At 68.6% G+C, this 4,080-nt stretch carries 5 protein-coding genes; 2 read left to right on the top strand and 3 right to left on the bottom strand.

From position 1 onward, the window contains the following. Positions 1-126 precede the first annotated feature (126 nt). From RSA25_RS09395 to RSA25_RS09385, 3 genes are read right to left on the bottom strand one after another with little or no spacing between them, the layout of a single operon-like run. A complete protein-coding gene (locus RSA25_RS09395; protein ID WP_093533394.1) occupies positions 127-294 on the bottom strand; it encodes a DUF5668 domain-containing protein in 168 nt (55 codons plus the stop codon). Positions 295-309: 15 nt separating this feature from the next. Then, positions 310-732 carry an HIT family protein gene (locus RSA25_RS09390; protein ID WP_332808624.1) on the bottom strand — a complete coding sequence of 141 codons (423 nt, stop codon included), beginning with the start codon at positions 730-732 and terminating at the stop codon, positions 310-312. Then, a complete protein-coding gene (locus RSA25_RS09385; protein ID WP_332808623.1) occupies positions 729-1,400 on the bottom strand; it encodes a dienelactone hydrolase family protein in 672 nt (223 codons plus the stop codon). Before RSA25_RS09385 ends, RSA25_RS09390 begins: the two co-directional genes overlap by 4 nt. A gap of 204 nt (positions 1,401-1,604) precedes the next feature. Between RSA25_RS09385 and rimO the strand changes: the two genes are divergently transcribed. Next, the gene (gene rimO / locus RSA25_RS09380) at positions 1,605-2,969 is read left to right on the top strand and encodes a 30S ribosomal protein S12 methylthiotransferase RimO (protein WP_332808622.1); all 1,365 of its coding nucleotides are present in this window, start codon (positions 1,605-1,607) and stop codon (positions 2,967-2,969) included. Continuing rightward, on the top strand, positions 2,966-3,796 hold the full coding sequence (locus RSA25_RS09375; protein ID WP_332808621.1) for a DUF3025 domain-containing protein: 831 nt from the start codon (positions 2,966-2,968) through the stop codon (positions 3,794-3,796). The genes rimO and RSA25_RS09375 overlap by 4 nt, the downstream gene beginning before the upstream one ends. Positions 3,797-4,080 lie beyond the last annotated feature (284 nt).

Here is a 4,080-nt window from a genome sequence, read left to right as displayed (position 1 = left end):
GGGGCACGAAAAAAGCGCGGCGCGCTCCGCGATTTTTTGTTGTCCGGGGTTGCCGGCCCGCGGCCGGCACTACCTTTGGGGTTGCCGGCCCGCGGCCGGCACTACCGTTGGGGTTGCCGCCCGGCGCTACTTGCCGCGGCCGAACAGCAGGCCGATGCCGACCGCCACCAGGATCACCGGCCACCAGGTGAGGATCAGGCGCCCGAGGTTCATGTTGGTCCAGCCCAGGTTGCTGGCCAGCAGGAACAGGCCGACGAGGATCAGGACGATGGCGGCGACAAGGTTGGAACGCATCAGGGGCAGGGTCCGCTAGGGCTGGGGCGAATATCCTAGCCGTTCCTTCCAGAGTGCGACACGTTGCGCCAGCACGTCGGGTTCGTAGCGGTGCGCCTGGCCCTGGCCCCAGACCGGCCCGGGCCATGCCGGATCGCCGACATGGCGGCCGATCACGTGGAAGTGCAGCTGGCGCACGATGTTGCCCAGCGCGCCGATGTTGATCTTCTCGACCCCGTCGGTGCCCTTGAGCGCCTTGCAGGCCCGGTTCAATTCGGTGCGCAGCTTGTCCTGCTGCTCCCCGTCCAGGTCGATCCATTCGGTGATCCCGGCCAGGCGCGGCACCAGGATCAGCCAGGGGTACCGCTCGTCATTCATCAGTCGCACTTGCGACAACGGCCCTTCTGCTACCAGTACGCTATCGGTGGCCAGGCGTGAATCCAGTTCGAACTCGCTCATCCAAGATGCTCCGCAAAGAAGTCCAGGGTGCGTTCCAGCGCCAGGGCGGCGCTGTCTGGATCATACGCATGTCCGACGCTGCGGTTGAAGGCGTGATCGGCCGGGTAGACGAAGGTGGCCATCTGCGGCAGCTTCTCGCGGTGGGCGGCGATGGCCTCGGCGGGGATGCTCTTGTCCTGCGCGCCGAAGTGGAACATCACCGGGGCCTTGGGCGCCTCGTCCAGGTACTGCACGTTGCGCGCCCCGTAGTAACTTACCGAGGGCAGGCCCAGCCGCAGCGCCGAGAGCAGGGCGATGCTGCCGCCCCAGCAGTAGCCCACCGTGCCCACCTTGCCGGCCGGGGCCAGGCGCGAGGCGCAGGCGCGCACCACTTCCAGCGCCTTCTCCACCCCGAGCGCGGTTACGTGGGCCAGGCCCTGTTTGACCCCGTCCGGGTCGTAGGGCAGGGCATCGGGATCGGCGTCCACGCCGTCGATCAGGTCGAAGAAGGACGGGGCCAGCACCGCATAGCCCTGGGCGGCGAAGCCCTCGGCCACCTCGCGGATGTGCGCGTTGGCGCCGAAAATCTCCTGGATGACCACCAGGCCGCCACGGGGCTTGCCGGCTGGCACGGCGTGCCAGGCGCGGACGGGACCGTGGTGCGTATCGAGCGTGACCCATTCACCCATGATGCTTAACTCCGCTTGGTTCAGGCGTTCATTATCGGCGCCGGGCCGGTTAGGGGGATGTCAGGGCCTGTGCCGGTGCTGGCGGGATCGTCCCGGTCCGATTCAGGGCACCGGCCGCAACGTCGGTATACTTGCCGCCGTTTCCGGCCCCAGGTCCCCACGCCATTCCGGCATGGGCCCAGGCCCCCAGAGTCCCGCGATTCCATGTCCCAGCTGAACCCCAAAGTCGGCTTCGTCAGCCTTGGCTGCCCGAAGGCCCTGGTCGATTCCGAGCGCATCCTCACCCAACTGCGCTCGGAGGGCTACGACATCGTGCCCTCCTACGATGCCGCCGACGTGGTGGTGGTCAACACCTGCGGCTTCATCGATTCGGCCGTGACCGAATCGCTGGATGCGATCGGCGAGGCGATGAACGCCAACGGCAAGGTGATCGTCACCGGCTGCCTGGGCAAGCGCCCCGAGCAGATCCGCGAGGCCTACCCCAACGTGCTGGCGGTGTCCGGCCCGCAGGACTACCAGAGCGTGATGGAGGCCGTGCATGCCGCGCTGCCGCCCCGCCACGATCCGTTCGTGGACCTGGTGCCCGATTACGGCATCAAGCTGACCCCGCGCCACTACGCCTACCTGAAGATTTCCGAAGGCTGCAACCACAAGTGCAGCTTCTGCATCATCCCCTCGATGCGCGGCAAGCTGGTCTCCCGCCCGGTGGATGACGTGCTGCGCGAGGCCGAGCGGCTGGTGCGCGGCGGGGTGAAGGAGCTGCTGGTGGTGTCCCAGGACACCTCGGCCTATGGCGTGGACGTGAAGTACGCCGAGCGCATGTGGCGCGACAAGGCCTACCAGACCCGGCTGAAGGCACTCTGCGAAGGCCTGTCCGAGCTGGATGCGTGGACGCGCATGCACTACGTCTACCCGTACCCGCACGTGGACGAGATCGTGCCGCTGATGGCCGAGAACCGGATCCTGCCGTACCTGGACATTCCCTTCCAGCATGCCAGCCCGCGCATCCTCAAGCTGATGAAGCGCCCAGGCGCGGTGGAAAAGACCCTGGAGCGCGTGCAGAACTGGCGCCGGATCGCGCCGGACATCACCGTGCGCTCCACCTTCATCGTCGGCTTCCCCGGCGAGACCGAGGCCGAGTTCGAGGAGCTGCTGTCCTTCCTCGACGAGGCGCAGCTGGACCGCGTGGGCGCCTTCGCCTATTCGCCGGTGACCGGCGCCACCGCCAACGACCTGCCCGATGCGGTGCCCGAGGAAGTGAAGCAGGAGCGCCTGGCCCGCTTCATGGCCCGCCAGGCGGAGATTTCCGCCGCGCGCCTGGAGGCCAAGGTCGGCACCGTGCAGCAGTGCCTGGTCGATGTGATCGAAGACGGCATCGCGGTGGCCCGTTCGCGCGCGGACGCGCCGGAAATCGACGGCCTGGTGCACATCCAGAACGCCGAGGAAGCGCGCCTGCGCGTGGGCCAGTTCGTCGACGTGGACATCACCGAAAGCGACGACCACGACCTGTATGGCGATGCGCTGATCGTGGACGCCGCGCGCAAGCCGTTCGACCTGCAGGTGCTGTGACCGCGGCGGCGGCCGAGGCCGGCGGCACGCGCCGCCGTTTCATCGCCCCGCCGCGCGCCGCGGTGGACGCGGCCTGCTTCGCCCAGCCGCTGTTTGCCGGCTACGCCGCGTTCAACGACCTGCTGGTGGCACCGGCCTGGCTGGACGTGGATGCCCTGGATGCGCGCCTGGCCCTGCCGGGCCGGCGCCTGGTGCGGCAGGAAGCGGCACTGCTGGCCGATGGCCTGCATTACGAACAACGCATCGCCCAGGGCCGCATCGCCACGCGCGCGGCCAACTGGCATGACCTGTTCAACGCGCTGGTATGGGCCCGCCATCCGGCGATCAAGCAGGCCCTCAACGCCCGCCAGTGCCGGCACATCGCGCGCAACGGTGTGCACGTGCGCGACCGCGCGCAGGCGGCGCTGACCCAGTTCGACGAGACCGGCGTGATCGTGCGCGTGTGCGATCCCGCGCTGCTGGAGGCCTGGGACCGGCACGACTGGGCGGCCCTGTTCGTGGCCGGGGCAGGGGCCTGGCGCGAGGGCGGCATCGCCGTGGCGGCGGTGATCGGCCACGCGTTGATGGAGCAGGCGTTGCTGCCGGGGCGTCTACTGGTAGGCAAGTGCGTTGTGGTATGCGCCGACGAGGATGCGCGCGCGGTGGCGCAGGTTGTGCGGATGATCGAGAGCGGGCACGTTCTCAACGACCCGCTGGACCTGCGGCCGTTGCCCCTGGCGGGCATTCCCGGCTGGCATCGGCGGCAGGATGCGGCGTTTTACCGGCAGGCCGACTACTTCCGCCCGCTGCGCGAGGGCAGGGAGTATCCCGCGCTGCAGAACGCGTAAGGCGTGCGACCCGCACGACCTGCAAGACCCGCACGGTAGGGTTGGTTCCCAAACAACCGCCGATAACGGTGCACCACCCGGTAGCGCGTTGCGTTGAAAGGCGCAAAGGCCATCGCCGACGAGGGTCATGCCAACACCGAACGCGGCGGATTCCACGGCAGTCGATTGGGATGCGACCCTACCAGCGCCCGCATTCCCTGGCGTCCGGCCAGCCCGCGCATACCGGCAGTCGCGTACCTCCCGCTGCCCGCGCACCTGGACAGCGCACACGGTAGGGTTGGTTC

It is taken from the genome of Stenotrophomonas sp. (assembly GCF_036662295.1).
GTDB lineage: Bacteria > Pseudomonadota > Gammaproteobacteria > Xanthomonadales > Xanthomonadaceae > Stenotrophomonas.
This window is presented reverse-complemented; position numbering and strand designations above follow the sequence as displayed.

Bases quoted from the DNA above. Each gene is read 5' to 3' on its own strand.
- rimO (WP_332808622.1), top strand. From the start codon at position 1,605: ATGTCCCAGCTGAACCCCAAAGTCGGCTTCGTCAGCCTTGGCTGCCCG.
- RSA25_RS09385 (WP_332808623.1), bottom strand. From the start codon at position 1,400: ATGGGTGAATGGGTCACGCTCGATACGCACCACGGTCCCGTCCGCGCC.
- RSA25_RS09390 (WP_332808624.1), bottom strand. From the start codon at position 732: ATGAGCGAGTTCGAACTGGATTCACGCCTGGCCACCGATAGCGTACTG.
- RSA25_RS09395 (WP_093533394.1), bottom strand. From the start codon at position 294: ATGCGTTCCAACCTTGTCGCCGCCATCGTCCTGATCCTCGTCGGCCTG.